The following is a 26,030-nucleotide window of genomic DNA, read 5'->3' as shown; positions in this document are numbered from 1 at the left end:
TGTCGCCGCGCTCGAAAGTCAGGCGGCGCCGCCAAAGTAAATAGCGCGCTAAAGCTGCTTCGCCCGCGCCAGCGGAACATTCGCCTCCGCCATTTCGGCCAGCGCCGCCAACGCCGCGTCGATGTCGGCGGCCGTGTGATCCGCGCTGATCTGAAAGCGGATCTCCTCGTCGCCCCTCGGCACGACCGGATAGGTCAGCCCAGTAACCAATATGCCTCGCCGCCGCAGATGCTCGACGAGCGCCACGGTGCGGGCGCTGTCGCGGGTCACGAGCGGCGCGACCGGATGTTCCCCGGGCAGCGTCTCGAAACCAAGCCTGACAAGCCCCGCCTTGAAGCGTGCGGTCATGGCGCGCAGATGCTCGAGCAACGACAGGCCGTCCGGACTGTCCAGCATGTCGATGGCCTTATGCGCGGCGGCGGCTTCCGCCGGCGTGATGGGATTCGAGTAAACGTAGAAGGGCGAGCGTTCGCGCAGGTAGCGGATGAGGATTTCATCGCCGACCACATAGCCGCCATTGACGCCGAAGGCCTTGCCGAGCGTCGCCACCAGAATGTCGACCGGAACTGACCGCGTATATTCCTCCGCACCGCGCCCGGTCGCGCCAAGCGCGCCGACGCCATGTGAATCATCGACGACGACGATCGCACCCTCCGCGAAGGCATTATCGCGGCTGCGCGCCAGCGTCATGATGCGGTCGAGCGGCGCGTGATCGCCGCGCATGCTGAACACGCCGTCGGTCACGATGATCGCGCGGGTGCATGATTTCGCCGTCTCGTCGAGACAGCGCTCGAGTTCGCCCATGTCGAGATGTTTGTAGATCCGCTTCTCCGCAGGCGCCGCAAGTGAGATCGCATTGATGATGCAGCTGTGGTTGAGCTCGTCGCTGATGACGGCGGTCTTCTTGCTGACGAGCTGCGGAATGAGGCCCATGATCGCCGCATAGGCCGACGAAAAGATGATCGCCGACGGCCGCGAGTGAAAGGCGGCGAGCCGACGCTCCAAGGCGACATGAGGCGACCAGGTGCCGCTGATGAAGCGCACCGCGCCGGGCCCTGCGCCATAGTTCGTCGCCGCCGCATCTTCGGCGTCAATCACCTCTTCGCGCAGCGACATGCCAAGATAATTGTTGGCGTTCATGCGCAGGAACGGCCTGTCGCCTTCGCCTTCGATGAGAAAGCGCGGACCGTGGCCGCCACGCGGGGCAATGACGCCACAGAGCACGTTTTCCGCGCCCTTGAGCAGCCCCGCCTGCGAGAGTTCGCCGAGCTGCGCGGCGAGCGCCTTAGCCAAACCCTGCATTGGCATTGGGGACCTCGTCAGAATTTGGATCGTCAAACGGATCTGTCGCCGCGCCAAGACGCGCGAGCATATCTCGCGTCATGGCGGCGAGATCGAAGCGCGGCGCAAAGCCCCAATCTTCCCGCGCCGCACTGGCGTCAAGCGACTGCGGCCAGGAATCGGCGATCGCCTGGCGTAGCGGGTCGATGCGGTAGTCCACCGCGAAAGATGGCGCGTGTTGGCGAATTTCCGCGGCGATTTCGCGCGGCGTGACGCTCATGCCGGTGACGTTATACGCATTGCGAAACCGCAGGCGCTCGGGCTCAGCCTCCATGAGCTCCATGATCGCGCGCGTCGCATCCGGCATATACATCATGTCGAGACGGGTCTCTGCGGCGAGGAAGCAGGAATAGCGCTTGCGCCGAACAGCCGCGCGAAACATTTCGACGGCGTAGTCGGTCGTGCCGCCGCCCGGCGGCGCCGCGGAAGAAACGAGACCCGGCAGGCGCAATCCACGCGCGTCGACGCCAAAGCGGGTCGCGTAATAATCGCACAGCAATTCGCCCGCGACTTTGGTGACGCCGTAGATGGTCGTTGGCCGCTGGATCGTGATCTGCGGCGTGCCGCGGCGCGGCGTCGACGGGCCGAACGCCGCAATCGAGCTTGGGAAAAACACCTGGCAACCGAAGCGGCGGGCCGCCTCCAGCACATTGTAGAGGCCGCTCATATTGACGCTCCAGGCGTCTTGCGGCCTATCCTCAGCGACCGCCGAGAGCAGCGCTGCGAGGTGGTAGACGACGCCGACGTCGTATCGAGCGATCAGATCGGCGACCGCTTCCGCCTGCGTACAGTCGAGACGTTCATAATGATCGTCAGATGGCCGCGCCTCTTCGAGGTCCGAGGCCATGACGCGCGCCGCGCCATATCGCTTTCGCAGCGCCGGCGTCAGTTCGGCGCCGATTTGGCCGAGGGCGCCCGTAACCAGGATGCGTCGCATGCGCCTTCCAATACCGCGGCGCCTCCGCCCATGCGTCGAGCGCCCTACTCCTCAGTTATGGCTGCTTTCCGCCGCGCCAATATGCGCGGCGCCCGTTTTTGCGAATTGCACAGAACCGGCGTGATCGACGCCAAGCGCCTGCAGGCTGGCCCCTAAGGAGCGCGTCTCCGCTTCCTCATAGAGCGCGAGTTCATCCAAAACCGGCGCGCCGAGCGCGGCCTCGAAGGCGCGTCGGTCGGCGCGCTCGATCAATTCCTCTTCACCCTGCTCCCCAAGATTCGAGCGAAAGATTCCTGCGGCGCTGACCGGCAGGAAATCCTCGTAAACGATCGGTTCGGCGTGCAGAACTCCCGTCCGCAGAAGATCATCCACTGAGCCAGCATATGTCGGCTCCGGTCCCCTCGCGCTTGGATCGAACGAATAATGGAAGAAGGCGAGCTTTTCGCGCCGCAGCGCCTCATCATCGTCGGGAAACGCCGCGAAGCGCCGCGCCAGCTCCTCGTTGTAGGCGAGCGCATTGGCGCCGTCTGTCGTGAGCGGAACCGCGGCCTGAGCTTCGCCGAGAAGTCTGTCGTAAAGCGCGCGGCCCTTCGCGGTCAGCGCCGCGCCTCTCTGCTCGATCTCGCCAAAACGCGCGGCATGGCCGCCCGTCACGCGCCGGCCGTCATCTTCAATGAATTCGACAGGCTCGGGGCGCGCCTTGAAGCTCGTCTGGCGCAACAGGATCGGGCAACGGCGACGCGGGGGCCCCTCCACGATCGCTTTCGGATTCATACCGCGCGCCGCCATGGCGCTGTGCGCGGCGTCGATATCGAGCGCATGCAAGGTGAGATGATTGATGTGCGGTCCTTTGAAACAGACGATGTCGGCGAGCAGCGGATGCGTCGCATGCAGAGTCCGATACACCGCCGATGAAACCGTCGCCTGCCCGTTCCAGCGAAAGATCTTCGCCGCTTCCAGGACAAATTCGCGCGCCTCTACGTCGTCGAACCCGCGTCTTTCGAAGAGATCGATCAGGGCTCGGCAGCGGGGCGTAAAAATGTCGCGCTGCGCAAGAACCTTGGCGGCGATCGCGCGCGCCTGCGGATCGGTGATGAGATCCAGTCGGAGAAGAGAAGTGAAAATGCGAAAGGGATTGGCCCGCAATGCGCGCTCGCCGATCGGACGGAATGCCGTCGAATGCACTGGAATTCCGGCGATCGACAGATCGTAATAGCCGACCGGCGCCATTCCCATGATTGCGAAAAGCCGGCGCAGCATCGACAGTTCCTCGGCGGTTCCGACGCGAATCGCGCCATGGCGCTCAACGTCGAGCCGCTCGAGTTCATTGTTTTCCGCCAGGCGCCGCTTGAGTTGCGGCTTTTCGGCGAGCGTTTGCCGGTTTACGTCGGCGACGAGCGCCTTCATCGCGCGATACTGCGGCGCTTCGGCCTGATACATGTCCGAGACCGCCGATGCGAACATCGTCCGAATCGAGTCAGCGGAAGCGTCGTTCATTTTTTGTGACCTTCGCTATCATCGCGTATTTAATCCATCAGCTGCGGAAATCATGAGCGTAGCGTCATGCGCTAAACGTCCAGATCGAATTTGACGCCCTGCGCCAGCGGCAGTTCGCCCGAATAGTTAATCGTGTTCGTGGCGCGGCGCATATAGAACTTCCAGCAGTCCGACCCCGCTTCGCGGCCGCCGCCCGTGTCCTTCTCGCCGCCGAAGGCTCCGCCGATTTCGGCGCCGGAAGGTCCGATGTTCACATTGACGATGCCGCAATCCGATCCGTCGGCGGCCAAGAATCGCTCGGCTTCGTCCAGACGCGCGGTGAAGATCGACGACGCAAGGCCATGTGCGACATCGTTATTCAGCGCTATCGCTTCGTCGAGGCTGCGGAACTTCATCACATAAAGGATGGGCGCGAATGTCTCCCGCCGAACGACGTTCGTCTGCCCCCGCATTTCGACGAGCGCCGGGCGGACGTAGAACGCGTCGGGGAATGTCTCCGTTAGCACGCGTTCTCCGCCGAGGATGACGCCCCCTGCTGCGCGCGCTTCGTCGAGCGCGGCGCGCATCGCCGCATAGGCGTTCTGATCGATGAGCGGGCCGACAAGCGCGGCGCCGTCTCGTGGATCGCCGACCGAAACTGATGCGTAGGCGCGCCGCAAGCGACCGAGAAGTTCGTCATAGACGTCTTCATGCACGATCAGCCGCCGCAGCGTCGTGCAGCGCTGGCCCGCCGTGCCCATGGCCGCGAAGGCGATCGCTCGCACAGTGAGATCGAGGGGCGCGGAAGCGCAAACGACAGCGGCGTTGTTGCCGCCAAGCTCCAGAATCGATTTTGCGAAACGACCCGCGAGGCGCGGCGCGATGGCGCGCCCCATCGCCGTCGAACCCGTCGCGGATACGAGTTGAACCCGCGCGTCTTCGACAAGCATTTCGCCGACGTCGCGCCCGCCGACGAGCACGGTTGAAAGCCCCTCCGGCGCGTCGCCGAAACGCGCGGCCGCGCGCTCGAACAGCGCTTGGGTCGCCAGCGCCACAAGCGGCGTCTTTTCCGAAGGCTTCCAAATCAGCGTATTCCCGCAGACCAGCGCAAGCGCCGCGTTCCAGGCCCAGACGGCGACAGGAAAGTTGAAGCTGGTGATCACGCCGACGACGCCGAGCGGGCGCCAAGTCTCCATCATCCGGTGGCCTCGGCGCTCGGTGGCGATGGTCAAGCCGTGGAGCTGACGCGAGAGGCCGACGGCGAAGTCGCAGATGTCGATCATCTCCTGGACTTCACCGAGGCCCTCCGTCGTGTTCTTGCCCGCCTCGATCGTGACAAGATGGGCCAACTCGGTCTTGGCCGCCCGAAGCTCCTCGCCCAGCAGGCGCACGAACTCGCCCCGGCGCGGCGCCGGGACGCTGCGCCAGATGCGAAACGCATTCGCGGCGCGGGCGACAGCATCTTGCACAGCAGGAGAATCCACGCTCTCGACGCGCGCGATGATCTCCCCACTGATCGGCGAGCGGGTCGCCACCGAGCCGCGCTCAAACGTCTGTGGTTGGACCCCGAGCTTGCGCAGGAGGGCCGCAGCTTCCCCGGCGAGGCCACGATCTAAAGCGCGCGCCTCCATTTCAACTCCCGATGTTCGCGGCTGATGCGCGGCTGGCGCCGCGCCCCGCATGTGCCCATGTAATGTAGTCAGTAGATGATCATTCGCACGCATTTATCCAATGCGAATGCGCGCCAAAAGCTCTCGGATATGGACAATACGGAGTTCAGTAACCCGCACGTCGCCAGAAACTACGATCCCTTGCCCGTCATGCTCACGCGGGGCGAGGGCGCATACCTGTGGGATGTGGAAGGCCGGCGCTACATCGACATGATGAGCGCCTATTCGGCTGTGAGCCTCGGTCACGCGCATCCTCGAATTCTTGCAAAGCTCGCGGAGCAGGCGCAGCGGCTCGCTGTCCCCTCTCGCGCCTTTTACAATGATCGGCTCGCGCCGTTTCTCGAAGCGCTCTGCAAACTGACAGGACTCGACGTCGCTCTGCCGATGAATACCGGCGCGGAGGCAGTTGAGACGGCGATCAAAGCGGCGCGCCGCTGGGCCAATCGCGTAAAGGGCGTCGCCGACCCAGAGATTATCGTCGCCGCAGGCAATTTCCATGGTCGCACCACCGCGATCATCAGCTTCTCCTCGGAGCGCGAGTATCGGGACGGGTTTGGCCCCTTCATGCCGGGCTTTCGCGCCGCCCCGTTTGGCGATCTCGCGGCCTTCGAAGCCGCCATCACTCCGCAGACCGCCGCCATTCTCGTCGAGCCGATCCAGGGAGAGGCGGGGGTGATCGTGCCGCCGGACGGCTGGCTCGCGGGTCTACGCCGACTGTGCGACGAACGCGGCGTTTTGTTGCTGCTGGACGAAATCCAATCAGGTTTGGGGCGCAGCGGCGCCTGGTTCGCCTTTGAGCATGAGAATGTTCTTCCCGACGGCGTGATGCTGGGAAAGGCGCTCGGCGGCGGCGTTCTGCCCGTTTCCGCCTTCGTGGCGAAACGCGAAGTGATGGATGTTTTCACGCCGGGCTCGCACGGATCGACCTTCGGCGGCAACGCTCTCGCCGCCGCCGTCGGTTTGGAGGCGCTGCATGTCATTCGCGACGAACGGTTGGTCGAACGCAGCCAAGCGCTTGGCGCGAGAATGCTGCAACGGCTGCACGCGATGCGCGCTCCGGCGATCAGCGAAGTTCGCGGGCGCGGCCTGTGGGCCGGCGTCGACATAGACCCGGGTTATGCGAGCGCGCGAGAAATCTGCGAAAGCCTGCTCGCGAAAGGCGTGCTGACGACCGCGACGCATCACACGGTCGTGCGCTTGGCGCCGCCCTTCGTCATTTCTCAAGAGGATCTCGATCTCGCGCTCGACGCCGTCGAGGAAACGATCTCGAAATTTCACGCGCCGCGCAATCTCCGTGGCGCCGCCGACGTCGGCCATTCACTTGAAGCATAGCCGCAGCGGCTATGCCCGAATGCGTTCGCCTTTCGGATCGTAGAACGGCGAAAGAGAAACGGTCGCCGGCCGGCGCTCGCCGGCGATTTCAAGTTGATATTCGCCAGAGAGCACAAAAGTCGGATCGACTCCGTCGGAGTTGCGGACATAGCCATAGCCGATCGCCTTGCCGATCGAATAGCCGTAGCCGCCGCTTGACAGCCATCCGACGCGGACGCCGTTACGATAGATCGTTTCGCGCCCGAGCAGCACGATCTCAGGATCGTCGACGACGAAGCCGGCGAGAAGTCGCGGCAAGGGCAAGCCCGCAGCTTGAACGAGCGCGTCTCTTCCCTGAAAAGGCGCGCCGGACTTCATCTTGACGGCCCAGCCGAGACCCGCGATCGGCGGCGTGTGATCCGGACCGATATCCGAGCCCCACGCGCGGTAGCCCTTCTCCAAACGCAGAGACTCGATCGCTCGATAGCCCGCGTCGACAAGGCCAACCGGCGCGCCCTCCTCGAGTAGCGCGTCATAGACAGAGACGGCGAAGTCGACGGGAACATGAAGCTCCCAGCCGAGTTCGCCCACATAAGTGACGCGGATCGCCAGCACCGGCGCGCCGGCCAAGCGATTTTCACGGGCGCTCATAAAAGGGAACGCCGCATTCGAAAGATCATCGTCGCAGCACGATTGCAGAATCTCTCGCGCGCGCGGACCCATCAGCGCCAGCACGGAATTCGCCGAGGTGACGTCGATCACTCGCGCGTCCATGCCTTCGGGAATCGATCGCCTGATCCAGTCGAAGTCGTGCGTTCCGAAGGCGGTCCCCGTCACGACATAGAAGCGGTCCTTCGCCAATCGCGTGATCGTCAGATCGCATTCGATGCCGCCCTTGTGGTTCAACAACTGCGTATAGGTGACGGCGCCCGGCGGCTTGGCCACATTGTTGGCGGCGATCCAGGACAGCGCCGCTTCGGCGTCTTTGCCGACAATGAGCGCCTTGGCGAAGCTTGTCTGATCGAAAAGCGCCGCCGCCTCCCGGCATGCGCGATGCTCTCGTCCGACCGCATCGAACCAGCCCGACCTGCCGAAGGAATAGCGATCCTTCGGCTCTTCGCCCGCCGTCACATCCGCGAACCAATTGGGCCGTTCAAAGCCCATCTTTTCGCCGAAGCACGCGCCTTTCGCTTTGAGGCGGTCATAGAGCGGCGAGCGCCGCAGCGGCCGACCCGACGTAAATTCTTCGAAGGGCCAGGCGATGCTGTAGTGGCGCGCATAGGCTTCGAGCGTTCGCACCCGCACCCAATTCGGGTCCCTGTGCGGCGCGCCGAAGCGGCGGATGTCGACCGGCCAGAGATCGAACGGCTGTTCGCCGTCCGCCGCCCATTCCGCCAGCGCCATGCCGGCGCCGCCCGCCGACGCGATGCCGAAGGCGTTAAAACCCGCGCCGACGAAGAAATTGCGCACCTCCGGCGCTTCGCCGATCATCCAATTGCCGTCGGGCGTGAAGCTTTCGAGGCCGTTGATCATCTGCTTGACGCCGGCCTCGGCGAGCGCCGGCACGCGGCCAAGCGCCAGATTCATGATCGGCTCGAAATGATCCCAATCGTCTTCGAGAAGCCGAAAGGCGAAATCCTCCGGCACGGCGCCGGATGACCAAGGCACGGGGTTGGGCTCATAGCCGCCCATGACGAGACCGCCGACCTCCTCCTTGTAATAGGTGAGCCGATCCGGATCGCGCAGCGTCGGCAGATCGCTCGTCACGCCGTGGATCTTTTCGGTCACGAGATATTGGTGATGCACCGCCGAGAGCGGAACGGCGACGCCGGCGCGCGCCGCGAGGCGCTGGGTCCAGAGGCCGGCGCAGAGCACGAGCTTCTCGCAGGCGACGGCGCCGCGATTCGTGACGACGCCGCGCACGCGATCGTTCTCGATGATGAAATCCGTGACGACGACGCCCTCGACAAGCTTGGCGCCCGCAAGCCGCGCGCCCTTCGCCAGCGCCTGAGTGATGTCCGAAGGGTTCGCTTGTCCGTCGGTCGGCAGGAAGGCCGCGCCGATGACGTCATCGACATTCATCAGCGGCCAGAGCGCCTGCGCCTCCTTGGCGCTCAGCAGCTGCATCTCCAGACCGAAGCTCCGCGCGGACGTCGCCTGCCGCTTGACTTCGATCCATCGGTCGGCGTTGCAGGCGAGACGAAGACCGCCATTGCGCCGCCAGCCGGTCGCATAGCCCGTCTCTGCTTCGAGCCGATCGTAGAGCTCCACCGAATAGCCGAGGAGCTTGGTGATATTGGCGTTGGTCCGCAATTGACCGATCAGTCCCGCCGCATGCCAGGTCGAACCAGAGGACAGTTGATGTCGTTCAAGCAGCAGCGTCTCCACGCCACGCTTGGCGAGGTGGTAAGCGACGGAGCAGCCAACGATGCCGCCGCCGATGATGACGATCTGGGCGCTTCGCGGGAGATCCGTCATGCTCTTTCCATCTGCTGGAACGCCGCCCAGGCGTCATCGAAGCGCGTCAGATTTTGTTCTGAGTAAGCGACGTAATCGAAATCAATCGACGACCGACTCTCTGAGACAAGGCTCCACAACGCTTCGCGCAACAGCGAGGCGCAAAGCATCGCTTTGAAGTGGCGCCGCAACGCATCGGATGGCGCCGCTTCGAAATAGTCCTCGAGCATCGCGTCGTCGTCCGCGGCGTAATAACCATTGTTCGAGGAGAGTCCGCCAAGATCGAACAGCGGCGTATTCCATCCGGCATAGTCCCAGTCGACCAGCCAAAGCCGACGCCCGTCGTCGATGAAATTGGCGGCAAGGAGATCATTATGACCGAAGACGAGGTCGATCGGGCCCATCGCTTTTTCCAAATTCTCGCTCGCCGCGAGCAAGCGCGGCAAATTCGCCGACATCCGGCTTTTGTCCTCGATCAGCGTATGGGCGTAGTCGCGAATGATATGGAAGACGTTGAACGCCAGGGTCGGCCCGCGCAAATGCGGCGCAACCTCACGATGAACGCGCTTGATGAGATCGACGCAGCGTCTGCGGTTCGCCCGCATGTCTTCCGGCTCATAGGTGCGGCCCGAGATAAATTCGAGCGCCATCGCCATCGGCGCGGCATGCAGAACTTTCGGCGATATGCCGGCGGCGCCCGCGGCCCTGCTCGCCGCCAATTCGTTAAAGCGCATGACGCCATGAACCGGAATGTCACCGCCAAGGCGAACGACGACGGATCGATCGCCATCCTTGACGATATAATTTTTGTTGGTGATGCCGCCGAGCAACGGCGCGATCTCGATCTGGCCGCGCCAGAGCGGAAGCGCGCGTATCAGGGCTTCTGGATCTGCGGTATGGGCTGACATCGGCTCCGGCGGGGCAATGTAACAAACTCTGACTGAGCTAATATATGCGGCTGGCGCGCAAAGGCCATGGGCTACGAAGGGCCTTGGGGAAAACCTTACGCGCGGACAGTGACATGTCCGCTGGGGCGCCATAGCCTGTGAGAAGGTCTTTCGAGGTCTGGCCCCATGTATGCAACGACGATACGTGGAACGAGCTACAGGTTTCCAGACCTTAAAACGCTGATGGCGAAGGCGACCCCCTTGCGTTCCGGGGATTGCCTCGCCGGCATTGCGGCGACGAGCGCCGCGGAGCGCGTCGCTGCGCAGATGACCCTCGCCGATCTGCCCTTGAGCGTGTTCTTGAACGAAGCGCTTGTCCCCTACGAAGAGGACGAGGTCACGCGACTGATCCTCGACGGCCACGACCGAAACGCCTTTGCGCCGATCGCCTCGCTGACCGTCGGAGAATTTCGCGACTGGCTTCTCTCCGACGCCGTCGATGAGGACAAGCTCGCCGCCTTGACCTTCGGCCTGACGCCGGAAATGGCCGCGGCGGTCTCGAAGATCTGCCGCAACCAGGACCTGATCCTGATCGCCGCCAAGCGGCGCGTCGTCACGAAATTTCGCAATACGCTCGGCCTGCGCGGACGACTGTCATCGCGCATTCAGCCCAACCATCCGACCGATGATGCGCGCGGCGTCCTCGCAAGCGCCATCGACGGGCTTCTGCTCGGCAATGGCGACGCAGTCATCGGCGTCAATCCCGCGTCCGACAGTCCGGAGCAGTGCTACGAACTCCTGAGCCTTCTCGATGAGCTGCGCGAGACGCTCAGCATCCCGACGCAATCCTGCGTGCTCGCCCATGTCACGACGACGCTGCAGCTGATGGAGCGACGTGCGCCCGTCGATTTGGTGTTTCAATCGATCGGCGGCACGCAGGCCGCCAATACCAGCTTTGGGATCGACCTCGCGGTGTTGCGCGAGTCGCGCGAGGCGGCGCTTGCGCTCAGACGCGGAACGATCGGCGACAATGTCATGTATTTTGAGACTGGCCAGGGCAGCGCGCTTTCGGCCAGTGCCCACTGGAATTGCGATCAACAGACGCTGGAAGCCCGCGCCTATGGCGTGGCGCGGATGTTCGATCCTCTGCTGGTCAACACCGTCGTCGGGTTCATCGGCCCTGAATATCTGTTCGACGGCAAGCAGATTACGCGGGCGGCGCTCGAAGACCACTTCTGCGGCAAGCTGCTTGGACTGCCGATGGGCTGCGACGTGTGTTACACGAACCACGCCGAAGCCGACCAGAATGATATGGATGATCTGCTGACGCTGCTCGCCGTCGCCGGCGTTAATTACGTCATGGGCGTCCCCGGCGCGGACGACATCATGCTGAATTACCAGAGCACCTCCTATCATGACGTGGTTGCCGTTCGGCGCATGCTGAACCTGGCGCCCGCTCCCGAATTTGCGCAATGGCTCGCTGACGTCGGTTTGACGGACGCGCGTGGCGAATTGCAGCCGCTGGCGCTGCCTGCATCCTTTGCGCCGCTTCTCGAAAGAGCCTGAGGATGGCCGATGATCGCCCGACGCCTCTCGACAAGATTTCGATGCTGCGTTCGGCGACGCCGGCAAGAATTTTCCTGCCACGCGCCGGGCCGGCGCTGACGACGCGCGCTACTCTCGATTTCCAGCTGGCGCATGCCGAAGCGCGGGATGCGGTGGAAGAGCGGCTCGACGCCGACCGGCTCTTCAACGCGCTGACCTCGCGCGGGCTGACGGCCGTCCGCGTGAAGAGCGCCGCCCGCGATCGGCGAAGCTTTCTGCTGCGTCCCGACCTTGGTCGAAAACTGGACGACGATTCCCGCGAGCATCTCAAGCCCTTGGCAGGCGACTACGATCTTGTGTTCGTCATCGCCGAAGGACTTTCCGCCCGCGCGATCGCCCGGCACGCACTTCCGGTGCTCGAAAGAGCGCTGCAATCTCTCGGCCAAACATCGTGGAAAATCGCGCCGATCGTTCTCGCCGAACAGGGGCGCGTGGCGCTCGGCGACGATATCGGCGAAACGCTTGGGGCAAGGCTTGTGGCGGTTTTCATCGGCGAACGACCCGGACTCTCCTCGCCGGACAGCATGGGCGTCTATCTCACATTTGCGCCGCGCGTCGGCCGCACCGACGCCGAGCGCAACTGCCTCTCGAATATCCGCCCGCAAGGTCTTTCCTACGCCGACGCCGCGCACAAGCTGCTTTATCTTTGCAACGAAGCGCGTCGACGCCAGCTGACCGGCGTCGATCTCAAAGACGAAGCCGATACGCTTCCATCGGGAGAACTGCGCGCGATCGACGCCAAGAGTTAGCTATCCGCTCTCGCCGCTTGCCGCAGGCTTTACGATCCAACTTTGGCGCAAGCACAAACGTATCGGAACTATCGTCATCGCCGTGAGTTGAGACCTCTCTTGGCGCTTGGGGCGATGGATGCAACTGGATCTCTGCTCTGACGAGACGGCTACCGGGCCGTCGACGGCTACTCACCAAGGTCTGAGCGTCGCGGACGAGGCGCTGCTACGGCTGGGCGCGTTCCTTCGGGACCAGAACTACCGCTTCACGACGACGACGCCGCTGACGCATAACCGCGTCGTGCAACGTCCGGCGGTGGATGGATCGAATTTGGCGCGCGCATTCGGATGGAGTCTGCCATTTTCTGCGAGCGATCTGCCGGCGCCGGTGCTGCGCGCACTCGCGGAGGCTAAGGCGCTGGCGCATTGCAACGGACTCTTGCGCAGCAAGGTCCGCTTCTCGACTCTTAAGAACCAGCTCTTTGCGCACTCGGCCTTTCCCACGGACGCCGCCGATTCAGTTTTTTTCGGACCTGACACGTACCGTTTCGCGCGCTGCGTCGAATCTGTCCTCAATTCGCAGCCTCTCTCAGCCTCGGCGCCCGGCCGTTTCGTCGACATCGGGTGCGGCAGCGGCGCGGGCGGGATTTTCGCGGCGAGCCTGATGAGACCCGGCGTCGGGCTGCTGCTCGCCGACATCAATCCCCAAGCGGTGCGATATGCGCGAGTCAACGCTGCGTTGAACGGATTAAAACGCACACAGGCGATTCACAGCGATCTCTTCCAGAACGCTGGCGGCCTGTTCGACTATATCATCGCCAATCCGCCCTATCTCGTCGATGACTACCAACGTCTCTATCGCCATGGGGGCGGCGAGTTCGGCATAGCCCTATCCGTCGACATTGTACGGGAGGGCATCCCGCGTCTGACGGAAAGCGGAAGACTGCTGCTCTATACCGGCTCGCCGATCGTTGGCGGCGTCGATCAGTTTTTTGCAGCCGTGACGCCAATCCTGGACGCCTCGCCGGTAACCTTCGATTACGACGAGGTCGACCCCGACGTCTTCGGCGAAGAGCTGAAGCGCTCTGCCTACGACAATGTTGACCGCATCGCCGCAGTCTTCCTCAACATCAAGAAAGAAGGCTGACATATGCGTGATCCCGATTGGATCGACCTGGCTCCGGCGCTAGACGGCGCGGCCTTTGAGCGCTTCCAGAGAGAGCTTTGCCGACGCAATGGCGTTCGGCTAGAGCCTCTGACTCCGTCCGGCGACTGGCGTGAAGACGTGCAAGAGCGCGCCGCGCTCGCGGAGGCTGAAATCGCCTATGTGGAGAGCGCTCGCGCGGCGATCGCGCCCTTTGTCGCCGATATTCCAAGCGACGCCGACGCCTTCCTGGCCTGGTATGAGCGCCTTGCCGAGAAGGGGCCAGGCCAGAAAGATCCGCTGTTCCCCTGGCTCGAGCGACGGGCGAGCTTCGAGGACATGAAATGGTTTCTTGAGCAGGAAGTGTCCGGCGAAGCAGGGTTCGACGATCTCGTCGCGCTCACCCAGATCAAGATGCCGCAGACGCCCAAGCTCGAAATGGCGCGAAATTACTGGGACGAAATGGGCCGGGGCAATGCGCAGGGCATGCACGGACCGATGCTGACGCGGCTCGCCGCCTTTTTCGGCATCGACGCGCGGCCGGAGCGCGTCTGCCCCGAGTCGCTCGCGCTCGGCAATACGATGGTGGCGCTCGCCAGCAATCGTCGCTACGCCTTCCATTCGATCGGCGCGCTTGGCGCCATCGAGATGACGGCGCCGGGACGCGCGATCCATGTCGAATGCGGGCTGCGGCGGCTCAAAGTTCCCGGCAAACAGCGCCAGTATTTTTCGCTGCACGCGATTCTCGACGTCAAACACTCCGAGGCGTGGAATCGCGAAGTTCTGCGCCCTCTCGTTGAGGAAGATCCGCGACGCGCGCAGGCGATCGGTGAGGGCGCGGTTCTTCGGCTCTGGCACGGCGCGCGATGCTTCGAGCGCTACCGACGTCACTTCCGGCTGCGAATGGAGCCGCCGCGAGAAGCGGCCTAGGAGCGTCCATGCGGGTTCTGGGGATTGGGAACTACTGCGACCTCGCCGCGCTCTATCTTCGACTTTCCGCGCAAGGACATGAGGTCAAAGTCTTCATCGACGCGCCGCTTTGTCAGAACATTCTGAACGGGATGATCCCCAAGACGGATGACTGGCGTTCGCAACTGCATTGGGTGAAAAGCGCCGGCAGCGAGGGAATCATCCTATTCGAAAACGTCTCGTGCGGCGGCTTGCAGGACGAGTTGCGAAAGGATGGATTCAATGTCATCGGCGGGAGCGCCTTCGGCGACCGGCTCGAAATCGACCGCGCCTATGCGCAGAGCCTTCTTGCTGAACTCGGCCTCTCAACCGCGGATACCCGCCATTTTTCGAAAAGGCAGGAGGGCTTAAGCTTCCTTCGCGAGCGCCCCGGACGCTATGTCCTAAAATTCAACTCGCCCGATTTGGCGCATCGCAACTTCGCCGGCGGTCTCGCCGACGGACGCGACATTTCCGCGCTGCTGCAAAATCTGCCGGACACTCCGGCGGACGAAGCCGGCTTCGTCCTGATGGATTTCATAGATGGCGTCGAGATGGGCGTCGGCGCTTATTTCGACGGCGAGAAGTTTTTGCGGCCTGCCTGTCTCGACTGGGAGCACAAGCGCTTCTTCCCGGGCGACCTTGGCGAGCTGACAGGAGAAATGGGCACCGTCGCTACATTCGAGAACTCGACCCTCTTCTTTGAGAAAACTTTGGCGAGGATCGAGCCTTTGCTCAGGCGACACGGCCATTGCGGCTATGTGAACCTCAACACCATCGTCAATGAGCAGGGCATTTGGCCGCTCGAATTCACCTGCAGGTTCGGCTATCCGGGCTTCGCCATTCTGTCGCCGTTACAGCGAACGTCCTGGGCGGAATTGTTTGAGGCGATGGTCCGCCGCGACAGGGATCATCTGGACGTCGATGAGGGGTTCTCGGTCGGCGTTGTCCTAACGGTCCCGCCTTTCCCCTATTCGCGACGACAGGCGGAAGAGCCAATCGGCATGCCGATCCTCTTTGACGGCGCATTGTCCCGCAGGGACCAGGAACATCTGCACTATTGCGAAGTGGCTCTCGACAACGGCCAGCTGGTCACCGAGGGCGCCTATGGCTGGACGATGGTGGCGACGGGCTGCGGGCGAACGATCCAGAGCGCGCGCCGCGACACTTATCGGCTGATTGAGCGCGTGCATATCCCCAACATGCGTTACCGGCGCGACATCGGAGAACAATTGATCGCGGCGCATTACGCCAAAGTGAAAGCGCTTGGCCTGCTGGGAGACGAAATCAAATTGCACGGTCATCCGCCCTCGCCACCTGTCACCACGCTTCATGCAACGCGCAGCTAGCCGGCAACGAGCCATCGTTCATCGACGATCGCACAGGTTCGAATATCGCGCCCACGCACCAGCGCGCCGCCCGTGAACGCGCCGAAGGCGGGCAGCACGACCTGTCGCTCTTGCAGCACAAAGCAGGGAAGACGAACGCTGTCGCGCGCCGCCCCCCTCAGCCGGACACATGGGTGAAGATGCCCCGCAAGAATGGTCGCCCCCTGCCCTTCGCATTCGTCGGACGCAAGCGGGTGGTGACGTAGGACAATCCCTTCTGCGTCGTAGGGCTCGTCGACAAGCTCGATCCCCAACTGTTCCGACGGATCGCCTGCGCGCCGATCATGATTGCCGCGCACGAGCGTGAGGCGCAACGCGGCGTGACGCCTGCGCCAGTCGAGAAAGGAGGCCGCCACCCTCGGCGCATGCGCCTGCCGCGCGTGAAACAAATCGCCCAAGAAAACGAGCCGGGTGGGATTGAATCGATCTATGAGCGCGTCGAGCCGGTCGAGATTGTCGCGCGTCGTTCCCTTCGGCGCCGGTTGTCCGAGCGTACGAAATGTCGCCGCCTTGCCAAGATGCGCGTCGGCGACAAACAGCGTGCGAGTCTCAACGCGCCACACGGCGCGCTGCGGCAGCAAAACCAGGCCGCGATGCTCGTGAGAGGAGACGAGGCCGGCACCTTCTCTCTGCAACGTCTTTTCAGGCTCTAACATTTGTCCGCGGCGCGCTCCAGCTGCGAAATCATGCGCTCGATGCGCGCCGCGAGCGTCTCATTGCTGAGGCGCTCGCGCATTCTCTCGACCATCAGCGGAAAGGCGAGCGGCGAGCAGCGCTGCAGCGCGACATGGACAATCTCTCTATTTTGCAGCCGCTCGAAGCTTTCGGCAAGACGCGCGATGTCGAGCGCGTCTTCCAGGACCTCGCGCTCAGCCTGGCGCAACAACCCGTTTTCCGGATCGAATTTGCGAAAGACGTCGTAGAACAGGCTCGAAGAGGCCTGCAACTGGCGCATGCTCTTATGTTGTCCGGGATAGGTCGTCACGACGAGACCGGCGATCTGCGCAATGTCACGAAAACGTCGGCGCGCCAGCTCCGCAGCGTTCAGGCTCGCGAGCGTTTCATGCGTCAGGTCATCAATGGCGCGCGGCGCAATCAGTTCCGGCAGCATGGCGTCCCAGTCGCGCGGGTCGGCGCTCAAAAGCTCGAAGCCGTAATCATTCACGGCGATCGAGAACGTGCTCGCAGTCTCCTGCGCCGCCCGCCAGGCGATGAGGCTCGCCATGCCGATATGCGCATTCCGGCCCGCAAAGGGATAGAGGAACAAATGCCAGCCGTCGCGGCTTTTCAATGTTTCGGCAAGCAGCGTCGTCGGCGTCGGCAGGTGCGACCAGCGCGCTTGCAATCTCAGCATTTTCTCAGCCGCCCGCAGCTCCGGCGTGTCATAACGCCCCTCGGCCGCGCGCTGCAATTGCTCGACCATGGCGTCGGCCAGAGTCGTCGAAAGCGGCATTCGCCCGCCGTCCCAGCGCGGAACCGCGCCGCTTCGCGCCTTCGCCGGCCGCACATAGGCGACAAGGTCGCGCAAGCGCACGAATTCGAGAATCCGACCCGCAAACCAAAAGCTGTCGCCTGGCTTGAGCCGCGCGATAAAGCTTTCCTCCACGACGCCGAGCTTTTGACCCGGCGGCGCGGGTCCGTATTGAACGAGAACGCTCGCGTCCGCGGTGATCGTCCCGATGTTGAGTCGATGGCGCAGAGCGATCTGCTTGCTCACGACGCGCCACACGCCGCCCGCGTCAGGACCGCAGCGGCGATATTCGGGATAGGCGGAAAGGCTCGGTCCGCCGCCGCTCACGAAGTCGAGACACCAGCGCCAATTCTCTTCGGGAAGATATTCATAGGACGCCGTCGAACGAATTTCCTCGAGCAATTCGTCAGGCCTGAAGCCGCCGCCCAGTCCGATGGTGACAAGATGTTGCACCAGCACGTCGAGCGGCGCGATCGGCGTGCGGCGGCTTTCGATGCGGCCCTCCCGCACCGCCTGCTGCACGGCCGACGATTCGACAAGCTCGAGTGCATGGCTCGGCACAAGCGTGATGCGCGACGTGCGCCCGGGAGCATGGCCGCTGCGGCCGGCACGCTGCAGAAGGCGCGCGACGCCCTTGGGCGAGCCGACCTGCAGGATGCGTTCGACGGGAAGAAAATCCACGCCAAGATCGAGGCTGGACGTGCAGACGACGGCTTTAAGCTTGCCGAGCTTAAGTCCATCCTCAACCCAGTCGCGCGACTCGCGCGCCAGCGAGCCGTGATGAACTGCGATGAGTCCCGCCCAGTCCGGCCGGGCGCGCAAGAGATTGTGATACCAGATTTCCGCCTGGGAGCGCGTGTTGGTGAAAATGAGCGACGTCGGAGATTGCTCGATCTCCGCGACCACCTGCGGCGCCATTCTAATTCCAAGATGCCCGGCCCAGGGAAAGCGCGCGAAATCTTCCGGCAACAGCGTGTCGATGACGATATCTTTGCGCAAGCCGCCCGCGACGATCGCACCGCGCGGCGCATCGGTTGGACCGAGCAGGACGCGCTTTGCTTCTTCAAGATCGCCAAGCGTCGCCGACATGCCCCAAATCAACAGATCCGGTCGCCAGCGCTTCAACCGCGCGAGCGCAAGCTGCGTCTGCACGCCGCGCTTATTGCCGAGGAGTTCGTGCCACTCGTCGACGACAACGCATCTGATCGCGCCGAGATAGTCGCGAGCGTCGGCGCGCGAGAGCATGAGCGACAGGCTCTCCGGCGTCGTGATCAACACGCTGGGCGGACGACGCGCCTGCCGGGCGCGCTCGGCTGGGGGCGTATCACCGCTGCGAACGCCGACCGTCCATCGCTGGCCATGCGCGGAGAGACCGTCGAACGCCTCGTTGAGCGCCTTGGCGGTATCCGCGGCGAGGGCGCGCATCGGCGTGATCCAGAGAACACAGAGTCGTGGCGGCTCTTCCGCGTCATCCGCGAGGGCCTTCCAGGCGCCGAGCGCAACGGCCAGAGTTTTGCCGGCGCCAGTCGTCGCGTGCAGCAGGCCGCTGCGTCCCTCCGCCATTTCGCGCCACACTTCTTGCTGGAAGCGAAACGCCTTCCAGCCGCGCTCCGCGAGTAAGCTCTTCACGGCGGAATGTTTCGCGCGTCGTCCGCTCATGCGCCGCCGCCAGGCAACAGCGCGCGTAGCGCCTCGATCGTGTCGGCGTCCTCCACGGGCTTGTCCTGTCGCCAGCGCAACATGCGCGGAAATCGCACGGCGATGCCGCTTTTGTGACGGTTGCTGGCGCCAATTCCCTCAAAGCCGAGTTCGAAAACCATCGTCGGACGCACGCTGCGCACTGGCCCGAAATTCTCGATCGTCGTCCTTCTGATCGTCGCGTCGACCTTGCGCATCTCCTCGTCGGAAAGTCCGGAATAGGCCTTGGCGAAGGGCAGCAGCGTGCGGTCCGTCTGCTCCGGCGGGCCGCTCCACACCCCGAATGTGTAGTCGCTGTAAACTCCCGAACGGCGCCCATGACCCCGCGCGGCGTAGATCAGCACCGCGTCGACGCTCATCGGATCGAGCTTCCATTTCCACCACAGATTGGCGCCGCTCTTCTGGCGGCCGACGCCATAAGGCGCGTTCATCGCCTTCAGCATCATGCCTTCGGCGCCGCGCGCCCGGGCCTCCTCGCGCTGTCTTGCAAAGGACTCCCAATCGGGTTGCGTCAGCGCCGGGCTGAGCCGCAGGGGCAAATCGGCGCCGACCTGCATCGCGCAGGAATGCGCGCGCGACACGACCTCTTCGAGGAGCACGCGACGCTCCCTCTGCGGCTTTTCGCGAAGATCGTGGCCGTCTTTCTCGAGAAGGTCATAAGCGATCAGCGCCACTGGCCTGTCGCGCAACATTTTTGGCGTGAGAACCTTGCGTCCGAGACGCTGCTGCAATTCTGAAAAGGGACGCAGATCGCTAAGATCGTCCACCGCGGAACGCGCGTCCGAACGGGGCGCGACGACGATGAGCTCGCCATCGAGAACAATATCGTCGGGGAGAAAATCGACGAGCGCGGCGAGCTCCGGAAAGCTGTCGCTGACAAGCTCTTCGCCGCGAGACCACAGCCACCACTCTCCGGCGCGATGAATGAACTGCGCGCGTATGCCATCGAATTTCCATTCAACGAGCCAGTCATCGACGGGGCCGAGCAGTTCTGGAAAGGCCGAAAGCGGCGCCTGAAGCGGGTGCGCGAGAAAGAACGGATAAGGCTGACCACGCAGAGGGCGGCCGTCTTCGCCCGCTTCGGCTGGCGCAACGAGCGCGACGAAATCCTGCGCCTGAGGCGCGCGATTCGCCTGCGTGTAGCCCATCATCCGCTGCGCGACGAGCTTGGCGTCAAGCTCGGTCGCCTGGGCGATCGCCTGAGTCATTTGCAGCTTCGAGACGCCGATGCGCATTTCGCCGGTGACGAGCTTGAAAAACGGCAAGCGGTCGTCGGATGGCATAGCGTCGAGCCAGCCGCGTAGCGCCGCGAGCCGCTCAGCGTCATCGCGCTCGCGCAAGGGCAGTAGCCGTTCGTTCATCCAAAGATCGAGCGGCGCGTCTTCCACCCGGGTCGGCGGCGGCAGCAAAAGCGCCAAAGTCTCGGCGAGATCGCCGACGCTGTGATAGCACTCGTCGAGGAGCCACTCGGGCAGATCCGTCGCCTCCAAGGCGAGCTGGCGCAGGAGCTTGGTCGAGATCATCTGGCGCGGCTTGCCGCCGGCGAGAAAATAGACTGTCCAGGCGGCGCTGGCGTATTGCTCCGGATCGCCGACCGCAAGGCGCAGATAGTCGATCAGCGCCTGTCTCTTATGCTGCGTCGACGTGGCGGCGTCGATGCGCCGGTAGAGCGTGGCGAAGGTCTTCATGCGCCGTCTGTGTCGGCGTCGACGTTCGGCTCCGCCTCGCCCTCTTCGTCGCCATATTCGGTCGCCATCGGCCGCGCGTCATATCCTTTTTCGCGCAGATAGCGCGAAAGCGCCTCCCCGCTTCCATGCGTGACAAGGATACGCTCCGCGCCGGTTGCGGCGATCGCCTGCAACAGACCCGGCCAGTCGGCGTGATCCGAAAGCGCGAAGCCTTGATCGACGCCGCGGCGTCGCCGATTGCCGCGCAGCCGCATCCATCCGCTGGCGAAGGCGTCCGAATGATCGCCAAAGCGTCTAATCCACCCGCTTTGCACGGCGTGGGGCGGCGCCAGCGCAAAGCAGCGCGAAAGCCCCGGCTTGTCGAGCGCGCCGACGTTGAAGGTGGGTGGCAGCGCTATGCCGAGATCGCGATGAATCTGATTGAGCGGTTCGATCGCGCCATGGCAGACGATCGGGCCGATATTCGCGTCGAGATGTTTGAGCAGGCGCTGCGCTTTGCCAAGCCCGTAGGCCTGCATGACGCTGGCCCGTCCCGCGCGCGCATTTTCCGCCCACCATGAATTGATGTCGGCCATCACTTCGGCTTGCGGGCGCCAGCGATAGATCGGCAGACCGAAGGTCGATTCGGTGATGAAGACGTCGCACGGGACGGGCTCAAAAGGTGCACTGACGCCGTCCGTTTCGAGCTTGTAGTCGCCGGAGGCGACCCAGACCTCGCCGCGATGCTCGATGCGCACCTGCGCCGAGCCGATGACATGGCCGGCGGGATGCAGCGAGAGCCGCACCTCGCCGATGTCTCGGCTCTCGCCATAACGCAGCGTCTCGATGCGAACGTCGCCGAGTCGTCTGCGCAGGATCGGCGCGCAATCCTCGTGACAGAGATAGGCGCCGCTGCCCCATCGCGCGTGATCAGAATGGCCGTGCGTAATCACCGCCAGAGCCGCCGGGCGCCACGGGTCGATGTGGAAATTTCCAGGAGGGCAGTAGAGGCCCTCTGCGACGGGAACGATCAGATCCTTGGTCATCTAGCCGAAGATGTGAAAAGCGCCTCGGCGCGTCTTGGAACAGCGCCGACAGCATAAATAGGAACTCGGTCGCACGGATTCACTTCCGGCGACGGCCGAGTTCGCGACGGCGCTTGCTCCCGCCGCGCCTGTCGCGGTCAAAATCCTCCATTGATCCTCAAGCTTGCGCTCGACTATATGAAGTGCTGGCGAATGCGCTTTTTTCATGCGCGCCTGACGCGTCAATGGAGCTTGGAATGCATCTAGGGGTCGACTTCATCCTCGAAGCGCTGGCGCGCGAAGGACTCGACCATGTGTTCATGGTCCCGGGCGGCCTCGTTGATCCCTTTCTCCCCGCCTTGGGAAGACAGAAGGCGCTGACGCCGATCGTGGCGGCGCAAGAGGGCGGCGCCGCCTATATGGCGGACGGCTACGCACGCGCGAGCGGAAATTTTGGCGCCGCGCTTTGCATCGGCGGCCCCGGACTCACCAATACGGTCACCGCAGTGGCGACCGCGCAATCCGATGGCTCGCCGCTTCTTCTGATGAGCGGCGAAGTGGCGACTGTCCTCGAGGGCTTGGGCGTATTTCAGGACGCAAGCCCCCAGACGCTGGATGACGTCGCGATCATGAAGCCGCTGACGCGCTATTCTTCTTCCGTCGACAATCCGAAGAATATGCCGCATCTGTTTGAGCACGCCCTGCTACATCTTCGTACCCGTCCTGCTGCGCCCGTACATCTCTCCTTGCCAGGCGACTGCCTGGCCGCCGAGATTTCCGTCAGCCATACGCCGATTGATCGGGCCTTGGTCGATTACAACGCGCTGTCTATGGCGGCCGCCGAGTCGTCGCTCGAACATTTTCATGGCGGTCCTGGCGGCAAGCCGCCTGTCAAGATCGCCATATTGGCCGGCGCGGGCGTTGAGCACTCGAAAGCCGCCCATGCGCTGAAGGAATTCGCCGAGACCTGGCGCATTCCCGTCGCGACGACGCTGCGCGGAAAGGGCGTCTTCCCGGAGGACCATCCGCTTTCGCTCGGCGTGTTCGGCTATGCGGGGACGCACCACTCCCGCGCCGCGCTGATGGACCCTTCGCTCGATCTGCTGATCATTTTGGGGTCGGGACTGAACGAGCGCGACACGATGCATTGGGCGCTGCAAGTCAAACCCAATAAAACGATCTGCGTGAATTTGCTGCCCTCCGCAATCGGGACGCATGTCCAAGACGGCGGGATCGTTGGCAGCTGCGGCGCCTATCTTGGCTATCTGCTCGACCAAGGTGATAAATTGCGCGCGGCTCTCGAACCGACGCTCTCCGCACGCGCGGCTTGGGTGTCCGAGATCCGCTCCCAACCCCGCCTGCAGGATCCGGAAAACTGCGAGAGCGATGCGGCTCCGATTCATCCGGCGCGCGTCATCAGCGAACTCAGAAAGGCATTCCCGCGCGACGGCGTTCTTGTGGTGGATTCCGGCGCGCATCGCGCTTTCGCCGGCCATTACTGGGAGGCTTACGAACCCAAGACCTATGTATCCGCCACCAATCTGGGCCCGATGGGCTGGGCGATCAGCGCTGCGATCGGCGTCCAATGCGCGCAGCCGCACCGCCGCGTGGCGGTCGTCACGGGCGATGGATGCATGCGCATGGGCGGCATGGAAATCGCGACCGCGGCGCGCTACCAGCTGCCGGTGATCTATGTCGTCATCAACAATGCCGCGCTTGGCAATGTCTGGTTGCGCGCGCATGGACTCGGTCCAACGCCCGACGAATTGACGCGATTGCCGGATCACGACTGGGCAGGGTTCGCACGGGCCCTGGGCTCTCGCGCCGAAACCGTGCGTTCTCCGGGCGATCTCGCCGCCGCTTTCGAAAGAGCCTTACAGGGCGTGGGCCCCTGCCTCATCGACGTTAAAGCCGACAAGGCCTTCACGACGCCCGTCAAGGACTGGGCCGAGGCCATTGCGGCCTATTCCTACCACGAGTGACAAGGGACGCGCCGATGGCTCAGTTGCCTTTTGATCCTTCAACGCTGTCGCCGGCCGATCGTGCGCGCTACGACCGCATGGTCGAACGGCGGAAGGCGCAAGGCGCAGGCTTCGGCGGCCCGTACGCCGCCCTGATGAACCATCCGCAGCTTTGCGAAAAAATCGAGGACCTCGGCTATTATTTGAAGTTCCAGGGCCATCTGCCCCGTGAGGTCTATCAGTTCATTGTGCTGTTCGTCGCGCGTCGGACCGGAGCCGCCTTCGAATGGGCTGATCATGTTCAGCACGCCGAAGCGGCGGGCGTTCCATCCTCGCTGATCAGCGCCCTGGAAAGAGACGAAGACTTAGGCGCCGTCGCTTCATCGCCCTATGATCTCGTCACTGAGGTGCTGGCGTCGACATTGTCCTGGCGAAATATTCCGCAGAGCGTTCAGGACGAAGCCATCAAGGCGTTCGGCGTCGAAGGGTTTATCGAACTCGTCGTCCTGTCGGGTTTTTATCAGATGTTTTCGGCGATCAACCAGGGGTTCCACGTCGCATTGCCGCCAGGCGTCGAGAAGCCGTTCAAGTAAATTACGCATCGCCATTTCGTTACGCCGCTTTTTATTTAGCAGCCGCTCCGAGCCTCGAGCTGCGCAATACGCGACTGCGCGAACCCTCGGAACATAGAACCCTTCAAATCAGTTTTCATCCTGGCGGGCGGCATTGGCCGAACCCAGGGATTGAGATTTGGGAGCATGGAATCGATGGATGCGTTAACTGAAAATGGCGGGTCCCCCATTATCTGTGCCGATGAAGAACGCCGTTCTGGCGATGCATCGAATCCACCAGCGAGCGCGGAGGAAAATTCTGTCGATCTGGAGCGCTCAACTCGGGCGCGCTACTCGGTCGCCCAAGTGAAGGATTCGATGTGGGAGGCGCTCGACAACCTTGTGCAATCGGGCGCGACCGATCAAATGCGCGGCTATGCCAACGAGGCCATGGGCAAGACCAAGTTGACTCTTGGACTCGCGACGCAGTCGACCCATCTCACGCTGACCGGACTGGCGCAGATCGTCGTTGGTGAATTTCAAAAATCGATAGGCGAAGCGAAGCTTGCCGAAGACGGCAAGGACATCTTCCCGGGACTGTAAAAAGCGATTGCCCGCAAGCTGGCGCGTGGGCGCAGTGGAACATTGGCGTGCGCCGTTGAGTTACGTCTCCGCCGAATTGTCGCGCTTTCCCGGGGCTCAACTTGCCGACGAAGACGGTCCAAGACCAGCCGCTGGAATCCTCGCTCGATCTCCAGAGAATCTCATCCTGGGCGCTCATTGGCATGTTCGTGCTGATGCTCGCCGTCGCGATGAGCCTGGCTCAGACCCTGTTGGTGCCGCTCGTTTCGGCAGGCGTGCTCGCTTTCATGCTCGGGCCGTGGGTGACCACTCTGCGAAAATGGGGCTTGCCGCCCAGCGTTTTTGCAGCTGCTGTCGTCTTTGGCGCGTTATTGATTATTCATGCAGCGATTGTTCAGGGCTCGACGATCGCCGTCGACTGGGTTGGTCGCGCACCCGAACTGTTGACCTCGTTCAGCGATAAGCTGCGATCGGCGTTTGGCCCGGCGTTTTCGCTGGAGCGGCTGCAAAGCACATTCGCACGAACCGGGGGCGGCTCCCTTGACGCGGCGGCAGTCCTGCAATCAACGATGAATTTTCTTACTCCGACCATTGGCGAGTTGATTGTATTTCTCGCGGCCTTGTTCTTCTCCTTGTCCGGACGAGAGGAGCTGCGCCGCTACCTTGTCTTCGTCTTCGATGACAAGGAAACGCGACTGCGCACGCTGCGGCTTCTGAACAACATCGAACGAGATCTCAAGAGCTATATGGCGGTGGTCGCCGCCATCAACCTCGTTCTGGCGCTGATCGTCGCCGTGACCGCTTTTGCTGTCGGCCTTCCAAATCCGCTGCTATGGGGCATCGTCGCCTTCGCTCTCGAATTTATCCCTTATGTCGGCCCGATCGCGATCTACGTCGCATTGTTTCTGGTCGGCTTCGCTACGTTCGGATCACTTTCGCAGGCGTTCGTCGCCCCGCTCATTCTTCTCGTCGCAGATACGTTAGAGGCCAATGTCGTATCGCCGAGCGTCATCGGCCGCCGACTGACTTTGAATCCCGGACTAGTCTTCCTGGGACTCGTGTTCTGGACATGGCTCTGGGGGCCGGTCGGCGCAATTCTCGCGACGCCTCTGCTCATCGCCGGAACAGTGACCTTCAGCCACCTGTTCCCTCAGCACGAGATCAATCTTCCCGAGTAGCGTGC

20 protein-coding genes are annotated in these 26,030 nt (G+C 63.2%); 10 read left to right on the top strand and 10 right to left on the bottom strand.

The features are described 5' to 3' along the window. Positions 1-48: 48 nt before the first annotated feature. The 4 genes from A3OO_RS0107505 to amaB all read right to left on the bottom strand — a co-directional run bounded on the left by A3OO_RS0107505 (position 49) and on the right by amaB (position 5,385). Entirely contained in the window at positions 49-1,308 is a 1,260-nt protein-coding gene (locus A3OO_RS0107505; RefSeq protein WP_026222775.1) for an aminotransferase class I/II-fold pyridoxal phosphate-dependent enzyme, read from the bottom strand. Next, positions 1,286-2,278 carry an NAD-dependent epimerase/dehydratase family protein gene (locus A3OO_RS0107500; RefSeq protein WP_018407218.1) on the bottom strand — a complete coding sequence of 331 codons (993 nt, stop codon included), beginning with the start codon at positions 2,276-2,278 and terminating at the stop codon, positions 1,286-1,288. The genes A3OO_RS0107505 and A3OO_RS0107500 overlap by 23 nt, the downstream gene beginning before the upstream one ends. A 51-nt stretch (positions 2,279-2,329) precedes the next feature. Continuing rightward, positions 2,330-3,775 carry a 2-oxoadipate dioxygenase/decarboxylase HglS gene (gene hglS / locus A3OO_RS21320; RefSeq protein ID WP_018407217.1) on the bottom strand — a complete coding sequence of 482 codons (1,446 nt, stop codon included), beginning with the start codon at positions 3,773-3,775 and terminating at the stop codon, positions 2,330-2,332. Positions 3,776-3,846: 71 nt separating this feature from the next. Beyond that, on the bottom strand, positions 3,847-5,385 hold the full coding sequence (amaB, locus tag A3OO_RS0107490; RefSeq protein WP_018407216.1) for an L-piperidine-6-carboxylate dehydrogenase: 1,539 nt from the start codon (positions 5,383-5,385) through the stop codon (positions 3,847-3,849). A gap of 75 nt (positions 5,386-5,460) precedes the next feature. On the opposite strand from amaB, the gene rocD reads away from it, so the two are divergent. Then, the gene (rocD, locus tag A3OO_RS0107485) at positions 5,461-6,756 is read left to right on the top strand and encodes an ornithine--oxo-acid transaminase (protein ID WP_018407215.1); all 1,296 of its coding nucleotides are present in this window, start codon (positions 5,461-5,463) and stop codon (positions 6,754-6,756) included. A gap of 9 nt (positions 6,757-6,765) precedes the next feature. Here rocD and A3OO_RS0107480 read toward each other — a convergent pair whose 3' ends face one another. Both A3OO_RS0107480 and A3OO_RS0107475 read right to left on the bottom strand, forming a co-directional pair. After that, complete coding sequence (locus A3OO_RS0107480; RefSeq protein WP_018407214.1) at positions 6,766-9,213, bottom strand: GcvT family protein; 2,448 nt, start codon at positions 9,211-9,213, stop codon at positions 6,766-6,768. Then, on the bottom strand, positions 9,210-10,100 hold the full coding sequence (locus tag A3OO_RS0107475) for a choline kinase family protein (protein WP_018407213.1): 891 nt from the start codon (positions 10,098-10,100) through the stop codon (positions 9,210-9,212). Before A3OO_RS0107475 ends, A3OO_RS0107480 begins: the two co-directional genes overlap by 4 nt. Positions 10,101-10,265: 165 nt before the next feature. Between A3OO_RS0107475 and A3OO_RS0107470 the strand changes: the two genes are divergently transcribed. The 5 genes from A3OO_RS0107470 (at position 10,266) to A3OO_RS21315 (ending at position 15,853) form a co-directional block, all read left to right on the top strand. Then, positions 10,266-11,645, top strand: a complete 1,380-nt coding sequence (locus A3OO_RS0107470; protein WP_026222774.1) for an ethanolamine ammonia-lyase subunit EutB — start codon at positions 10,266-10,268, stop codon at positions 11,643-11,645. A gap of 2 nt (positions 11,646-11,647) precedes the next feature. After that, positions 11,648-12,433, top strand: a complete 786-nt coding sequence (gene eutC, locus A3OO_RS0107465; RefSeq protein ID WP_018407211.1) for an ethanolamine ammonia-lyase subunit EutC — start codon at positions 11,648-11,650, stop codon at positions 12,431-12,433. 118 nt (positions 12,434-12,551) lie between these two features. After that, positions 12,552-13,559, top strand: a complete 1,008-nt coding sequence (locus A3OO_RS0107460; RefSeq protein ID WP_018407210.1) for a methyltransferase — start codon at positions 12,552-12,554, stop codon at positions 13,557-13,559. A gap of 3 nt (positions 13,560-13,562) precedes the next feature. Further along, positions 13,563-14,486, top strand: coding sequence for an iron-containing redox enzyme family protein (locus tag A3OO_RS0107455; protein WP_018407209.1), 924 nt, complete (start codon positions 13,563-13,565; stop codon positions 14,484-14,486). An 8-nt stretch (positions 14,487-14,494) separates the two neighbouring features. After that, a complete protein-coding gene (locus A3OO_RS21315; protein WP_018407208.1) occupies positions 14,495-15,853 on the top strand; it encodes a phosphoribosylglycinamide synthetase C domain-containing protein in 1,359 nt (452 codons plus the stop codon). Here A3OO_RS21315 and pdeM read toward each other — a convergent pair. The 4 genes from pdeM to A3OO_RS0107430 are packed head-to-tail and all read right to left on the bottom strand — an operon-like array spanning position 15,850 to position 21,774. Beyond that, positions 15,850-16,548, bottom strand: a complete 699-nt coding sequence (gene pdeM / locus A3OO_RS0107445; RefSeq protein ID WP_018407207.1) for a ligase-associated DNA damage response endonuclease PdeM — start codon at positions 16,546-16,548, stop codon at positions 15,850-15,852. The two genes, A3OO_RS21315 and pdeM, sit on opposite strands and share 4 nt — an antisense overlap. Next, entirely contained in the window at positions 16,542-19,022 is a 2,481-nt protein-coding gene (locus A3OO_RS0107440; protein WP_018407206.1) for a ligase-associated DNA damage response DEXH box helicase, read from the bottom strand. The genes pdeM and A3OO_RS0107440 overlap by 7 nt, the downstream gene beginning before the upstream one ends. Further along, entirely contained in the window at positions 19,019-20,749 is a 1,731-nt protein-coding gene (locus tag A3OO_RS0107435; RefSeq protein WP_018407205.1) for an ATP-dependent DNA ligase, read from the bottom strand. The genes A3OO_RS0107440 and A3OO_RS0107435 overlap by 4 nt, the downstream gene beginning before the upstream one ends. Then, the gene (locus A3OO_RS0107430; protein WP_018407204.1) at positions 20,746-21,774 is read right to left on the bottom strand and encodes a ligase-associated DNA damage response exonuclease; all 1,029 of its coding nucleotides are present in this window, start codon (positions 21,772-21,774) and stop codon (positions 20,746-20,748) included. The genes A3OO_RS0107435 and A3OO_RS0107430 overlap by 4 nt, the downstream gene beginning before the upstream one ends. Positions 21,775-22,010: 236 nt before the next feature. Here A3OO_RS0107430 and A3OO_RS0107420 point away from each other — a divergent pair, with 236 nt between their 5' ends. The 4 genes from A3OO_RS0107420 to A3OO_RS22545 all read left to right on the top strand — a co-directional run bounded on the left by A3OO_RS0107420 (position 22,011) and on the right by A3OO_RS22545 (position 26,025). Next, positions 22,011-23,735: a thiamine pyrophosphate-binding protein gene (locus A3OO_RS0107420; protein WP_026222771.1), complete on the top strand. Its 1,725-nt coding sequence runs from the start codon at positions 22,011-22,013 to the stop codon at positions 23,733-23,735. A gap of 14 nt (positions 23,736-23,749) precedes the next feature. Then, entirely contained in the window at positions 23,750-24,307 is a 558-nt protein-coding gene (locus tag A3OO_RS0107415) for a carboxymuconolactone decarboxylase family protein (protein WP_018407201.1), read from the top strand. Positions 24,308-24,472: 165 nt separating this feature from the next. After that, on the top strand, positions 24,473-24,868 hold the full coding sequence (locus A3OO_RS23975) for a CsbD family protein (RefSeq protein ID WP_198008772.1): 396 nt from the start codon (positions 24,473-24,475) through the stop codon (positions 24,866-24,868). A gap of 101 nt (positions 24,869-24,969) precedes the next feature. After that, positions 24,970-26,025, top strand: coding sequence for an AI-2E family transporter (locus A3OO_RS22545; protein WP_018407199.1), 1,056 nt, complete (start codon positions 24,970-24,972; stop codon positions 26,023-26,025). Positions 26,026-26,030 lie beyond the last annotated feature (5 nt).

The sequence above is a fragment of the Methylocystis rosea SV97 genome, assembly GCF_000372845.1.
Taxonomy (GTDB): Bacteria; Pseudomonadota; Alphaproteobacteria; order Rhizobiales; family Beijerinckiaceae; genus Methylocystis; species Methylocystis rosea.
This window is presented reverse-complemented; position numbering and strand designations above follow the sequence as displayed.

Coding starts and splice junctions, on each gene's coding strand:
- rocD (WP_018407215.1), top strand. CDS start 5,461: ATGATCATTCGCACGCATTTATCCAATGCGAATGCGCGCCAAAAGCTC.
- amaB (WP_018407216.1), bottom strand. CDS start 5,385: ATGGAGGCGCGCGCTTTAGATCGTGGCCTCGCCGGGGAAGCTGCGGCC.
- A3OO_RS0107420 (WP_026222771.1), top strand. CDS start 22,011: ATGCATCTAGGGGTCGACTTCATCCTCGAAGCGCTGGCGCGCGAAGGA.
- A3OO_RS0107475 (WP_018407213.1), bottom strand. CDS start 10,100: ATGTCAGCCCATACCGCAGATCCAGAAGCCCTGATACGCGCGCTTCCG.
- A3OO_RS0107435 (WP_018407205.1), bottom strand. CDS start 20,749: ATGAAGACCTTCGCCACGCTCTACCGGCGCATCGACGCCGCCACGTCG.
- A3OO_RS0107460 (WP_018407210.1), top strand. CDS start 12,552: ATGCAACTGGATCTCTGCTCTGACGAGACGGCTACCGGGCCGTCGACG.
- A3OO_RS0107430 (WP_018407204.1), bottom strand. CDS start 21,774: ATGACCAAGGATCTGATCGTTCCCGTCGCAGAGGGCCTCTACTGCCCT.
- A3OO_RS21315 (WP_018407208.1), top strand. CDS start 14,495: ATGCGGGTTCTGGGGATTGGGAACTACTGCGACCTCGCCGCGCTCTAT.
- A3OO_RS0107480 (WP_018407214.1), bottom strand. CDS start 9,213: ATGACGGATCTCCCGCGAAGCGCCCAGATCGTCATCATCGGCGGCGGC.
- hglS (WP_018407217.1), bottom strand. CDS start 3,775: ATGAACGACGCTTCCGCTGACTCGATTCGGACGATGTTCGCATCGGCG.
- A3OO_RS0107505 (WP_026222775.1), bottom strand. CDS start 1,308: ATGCCAATGCAGGGTTTGGCTAAGGCGCTCGCCGCGCAGCTCGGCGAA.
- A3OO_RS0107440 (WP_018407206.1), bottom strand. CDS start 19,022: ATGAGCGGACGACGCGCGAAACATTCCGCCGTGAAGAGCTTACTCGCG.
- A3OO_RS0107455 (WP_018407209.1), top strand. CDS start 13,563: ATGCGTGATCCCGATTGGATCGACCTGGCTCCGGCGCTAGACGGCGCG.
- A3OO_RS0107470 (WP_026222774.1), top strand. CDS start 10,266: ATGTATGCAACGACGATACGTGGAACGAGCTACAGGTTTCCAGACCTT.
- eutC (WP_018407211.1), top strand. CDS start 11,648: ATGGCCGATGATCGCCCGACGCCTCTCGACAAGATTTCGATGCTGCGT.
- A3OO_RS0107500 (WP_018407218.1), bottom strand. CDS start 2,278: ATGCGACGCATCCTGGTTACGGGCGCCCTCGGCCAAATCGGCGCCGAA.
- pdeM (WP_018407207.1), bottom strand. CDS start 16,548: ATGTTAGAGCCTGAAAAGACGTTGCAGAGAGAAGGTGCCGGCCTCGTC.
- A3OO_RS23975 (WP_198008772.1), top strand. CDS start 24,473: ATGGAATCGATGGATGCGTTAACTGAAAATGGCGGGTCCCCCATTATC.
- A3OO_RS0107415 (WP_018407201.1), top strand. CDS start 23,750: ATGGCTCAGTTGCCTTTTGATCCTTCAACGCTGTCGCCGGCCGATCGT.